The sequence below is a fragment of the Bartonella sp. AA86SXKL genome, from assembly GCF_042196885.1.
Map to the genome: position 1 here is coordinate 1 of NZ_JBHIRE010000055.1, position 3,824 is coordinate 3,824.

The 3,824-nt window shown below is 35.9% G+C and carries 6 protein-coding genes and 2 pseudogenes; 4 read left to right on the forward strand and 4 right to left on the reverse strand.

Features of this window, described 5'->3' with window-relative positions:
• Positions 1-178: 178 nt before the first annotated feature.
• Together ACFIO5_RS09490 and ACFIO5_RS09495 are read left to right on the forward strand one after the other, a co-directional pair.
• On the forward strand, positions 179-361 hold the full coding sequence (locus ACFIO5_RS09490) for a type II toxin-antitoxin system HicA family toxin (protein ID WP_006589116.1): 183 nt from the start codon (positions 179-181) through the stop codon (positions 359-361).
• A 20-nt stretch (positions 362-381) separates the two neighbouring features.
• A complete protein-coding gene (locus tag ACFIO5_RS09495) occupies positions 382-804 on the forward strand; it encodes a type II toxin-antitoxin system HicB family antitoxin (protein ID WP_375635089.1) in 423 nt (140 codons plus the stop codon).
• Between the two features lie 2 nt (positions 805-806).
• On the opposite strand, the gene ACFIO5_RS09500 is transcribed toward ACFIO5_RS09495, so the two are convergent.
• Together ACFIO5_RS09500 and ssb are read right to left on the reverse strand one after the other, a co-directional pair.
• Positions 807-1,349 carry a hypothetical protein gene (locus ACFIO5_RS09500; RefSeq protein WP_375635090.1) on the reverse strand — a complete coding sequence of 181 codons (543 nt, stop codon included), beginning with the start codon at positions 1,347-1,349 and terminating at the stop codon, positions 807-809.
• A 12-nt stretch (positions 1,350-1,361) separates the two neighbouring features.
• The gene (ssb, locus tag ACFIO5_RS09505; RefSeq protein WP_375635091.1) at positions 1,362-1,808 is read right to left on the reverse strand and encodes a single-stranded DNA-binding protein; all 447 of its coding nucleotides are present in this window, start codon (positions 1,806-1,808) and stop codon (positions 1,362-1,364) included.
• A gap of 237 nt (positions 1,809-2,045) precedes the next feature.
• On the opposite strand from ssb, the pseudogene ACFIO5_RS09510 reads away from it, so the two are divergent.
• Positions 2,046-2,236 (forward strand): annotated as a pseudogene (locus tag ACFIO5_RS09510) (hypothetical protein).
• Between the two features lie 69 nt (positions 2,237-2,305).
• Positions 2,306-2,734, forward strand: coding sequence for a type II toxin-antitoxin system HicB family antitoxin (locus ACFIO5_RS09515; RefSeq protein ID WP_375633209.1), 429 nt, complete (start codon positions 2,306-2,308; stop codon positions 2,732-2,734).
• A gap of 48 nt (positions 2,735-2,782) precedes the next feature.
• On the opposite strand, the pseudogene ACFIO5_RS09520 reads toward ACFIO5_RS09515, so the two are convergent.
• Together ACFIO5_RS09520 and ACFIO5_RS09525 are read right to left on the reverse strand one after the other, a co-directional pair.
• Positions 2,783-3,317, reverse strand: a pseudogene (locus ACFIO5_RS09520) (antA/AntB antirepressor family protein).
• A 270-nt stretch (positions 3,318-3,587) separates the two neighbouring features.
• A partial coding sequence (locus ACFIO5_RS09525) for a hypothetical protein (protein ID WP_375705278.1) occupies positions 3,588-3,824 on the reverse strand: 237 nt, incomplete at its 5' end.

Consider the following 3,824-nt stretch of genomic DNA (forward strand, 5'->3'; position numbering starts at 1 on the left):
ACAACTAGTGCAGTGGCGTCATTAAATACGATTTTTTACACTATGTCAACAAAAAAATCATGATCTTGTATTTTTTTTATTTTTTTACCTAAATATGGTGTTTTAAAAGATATTCTTTATTTTCCTTCAATACAACATTTATGTTGTATTGAAACATTTTAGATGTTATATTATTATAATGAATAGTCAAGAATTGAAAAGATATCTTATAAAGCATGGTTGCAGTTTTACTTCAGGGAAAGGTGGACATTTGCTTGTAAAGCGCGGTTCTAAAAAGTCTGTTTTACCTATGCATGGTACGCGAAAAGAATTAGGAACAGGATTAGTCCAGAAGATTCTTAAAGATCTTGACCTAAAATAAGCCTGAATATGGAGGTGTAAATGAAATATGCAATCAAATTTATCAAAGATGACAATGATACTCTTCTAGTCGTCTCTAAAGACTTTCAGGAATTTATTACCTATGGTAACGATGAAAAAGAGGCTTTGGAACAGGCTAAAAATGCACTTTTAACAGTCATTATGGGGCGTTTTCAAGATCGTGAACCTATTCCCTTTGGACATCGTGATATTGCCTATCCTTTTGTTGAAGTATCTTCATTGGTGACTTTAAAAATTGCAATACATAACGCTATGATTGAAAAAAACTTACGCAAAGCTGATCTCGTACGTCTTTTAAAACTTCATCCAACACAAATTGACCGATTGTTGGATTTAAACCACGCAACCAAATTAGATGCCTTGGAATCCACTCTCATTGCTCTTGGAAAAGAGATCTCTATTAATATTCAAAATGCTGCTTGAATTTAGCGGTTTTGTGTAAAATGCTTATGAAGCGCATTAAGAACGACACACAGTGAATTAACAAGATATGGTAACGATTGCTCTTCTACAACAATGTATTGTAGTGCGGCATAAAGATTATGCTGTCTATAAAGGCATTGTGCTTCTTTTAGCACCTCTTTCATTGCTTCATAGTAATGAGTAGTTTTTTCAATCCATTGTTTTTTTGCCTCTTCATTTAAAGATGGAGTAAAGTCATCATAAATTGCATTTGGTAAGGCTTTTGCACATAGGTAATTGTTTTTCACTTCAAGATATTTTTGTGCAGCATCATACTGATCTTGATTAATCACACCTTGCAGATAAAGCCGTCCGATATAGGTACCGGAAAGCGGATTTTTAGCCTCTTCTATGGTCAAACAGAAGCGTTTGGCACGCATTTCAATTGCCAATTTATCCATGGGTTCATGCGGTGTTTTTGCTCGTGAGATGCGTCCATTTGGTTCTCTGATACATCCTTTAATCCGAGGACGACCGCGTTTTGCACGTTTTTTTCTTTTTGTCATATTTTTTTTCAATCAGAATGGGACGCTATCGTTAAGAGCGGTTCTATAATCTTGAGCACCTGAAGCGATAGCATAATTTTGAGAAGTAATGGGTGAAGGGAATGCCGATTGCTCTTTTTTGGCATCAAGCAAATACAACTCGCCTTTGAATTGTGGTAAGACAATCTCTGTTGTGTAACGGTCATGACCATTTTTATCTTGCCATTTACGTGTTTGTAATTTGCCTTCTATGTAAACCTTTGAACCTTTACTGAGATACTGAAGAGAAATTTTTGCTAAATGTGGATTAAAAACCACAATGGAGTGCCATTCCGTTTTATCTATTTTTTGATTGGTCTTTTTATCAGTATAGCTTTCAGAAGTTGCTATACTAAAATTGACTATTTCAGCTCCAGAAGTCATGGTTTTGCTTTCGGGGTTAGCACCGAGGCGTCCTATTAATGTCACTTTGTTTAGCATGTTTTTTGTTACCTTAATTTGTATTTAAATATGTAAAAAATCTTAGCATAATTTTATTATTTTTTCAATTATTTCAGTTAATTAATCACAGTTTTTTAAAGCATTACTTTATAATCTTATTTGATAAACTCACTCAATAGCTGTGTTATAAAAAGGCGAGGCTTTTTTGCTTGATTTATTATTGACAATCGAACCTTTTTGTGCGATATTGGTTTTATCAAATTAAGGGGAGGCTAAATGAAACGAGAAGCGCTGCTTAGAGAGTTACGCAAAGAAGCCAGAAAAAGAGGTCTTCATTACAGTGAAGCTCCAGATGCAGGCAAAGGGCACATTATTTGGTAACTTTTGGAGACAAAACAACTGTTATAAAATCGGGTGAATTAACGCCACTTTACGTGAAGATAATAAAAAAACAATTGGGAATATGAAACTCGTATTTCATACGTTTTTAATTTTTCGTTTCAAAAACATTTTGATCATAGTGAGGAGACCTAAACATGGAATATACGTATCAAGCAAAATTTGAAACTGATCCGGATGGTGGTTTTATTGTGACTTTTCCAGATGTACCTGAAGCAATAACAGCTGGAGAAAATAGAGTAGAGGCATTAGAGAATGCTGTTGAAGCTTTAGGGTTGGCATTACGGAGCTATTCTATGCGCGGTCTGCCTTTGCCTACACCACGGCAGTACAAAGACCTTGTAGAAGTTACGGTAGATGCGTGGAATGCTCTTAAGCTCGCAGTGGTAGAAGCCTTTAATGAAGCGAATATTACAAAAACAGAATTGGCACATCGTTTGGGTAAAAAAGAAACAGAAGCAAGACGCATTCTTGACCCCAATTATCCAACTAAGCTTCAAACTTTAGAGCAAGCACTGAGTGTTCTCGGCAAGCAAGTCGTTATTACAATAAAAAACGCGGCTTAACTATCTCCTCGCCTTTGAAGACGAGAAGATAAAATCATGTTTTTAAATCTAAGCAGCTTTTACAACAGATTTTTCTAAAACCTGTTTTGCTTCTTCAATGAGTGTTTTATACTATTTGCTTTCTTCTACCAATGTAAAGGCTTTGACAAGATGCATGTGGAGAGGGCCATAAATGTAAACAGCCTTTTTAGTTGGAGACATTTTATCCCAATCTTTTGGAAAATCAAAGCGTGTATCACGGTCATTATCAACAGATTGGCTTTTTAACTTTTTTTCACACTCGATAAAGTAACGACGAGCTTGTCTGCCTTTCTCGTTGCGTTCAACCATGGAAAGCTCTTTTGCCATATCTAAAGTGAGATGGTATTCTATTACTGATAACATTTTTACGTTTCCCAATTTTGGGAAGCGTTAAAATAAAATCTTTTCCTTCTTCAAATTCATATTGATTAATGCGGTTTGTAATCCAAGTAGCAAAACGTTTTCCTATTTCCAAAAACGTATGCAACTCGCGTGCGTTGACCGTTTGAACAGTTTCCTGATCAATTGTTTGTTCCGTAATTTTTATAAGAATGTTTACAATGAACTCCTATCGATTAGAGGTTTTTCATTGACATCAAACAAAGGATGCCGGGTGCTGAAAAACACGGTCGATAGTCCGTCGTTACGCTTTCCCTATAAAAGGTATTGTATAGCGTAACCACACCCGACAAAGCCATTATATGTGTGTAACATACAATGAGTCAAAGTCTTTAATGTGCGGAGAAAAGATTGTGTCGGCAATCTATCCGCTATCGATTCAAGGTGTTTTTCAGGCACCTGATTCGACAATAGACATAATGTTGCCATATTGTCAAGCAACTTCCGATAACTTTTTAATCTCTCTATTGATCTCGTCTATAAGAGGTTCGTAATTGAGAACGCTTTTCGGAATATTCCCACCGTAAACCCATGCTTTTACTTGCGCTTTGGTACTGAAATCCGCATTCTTAGGTGTTTTGTAATACTGACCACCATCAAACTTTTCACACTCTCTTGTGCCGTCTTCATATTCGTAGAGGTTGTAAAAATACTCCTCTGCTCCGTCTCC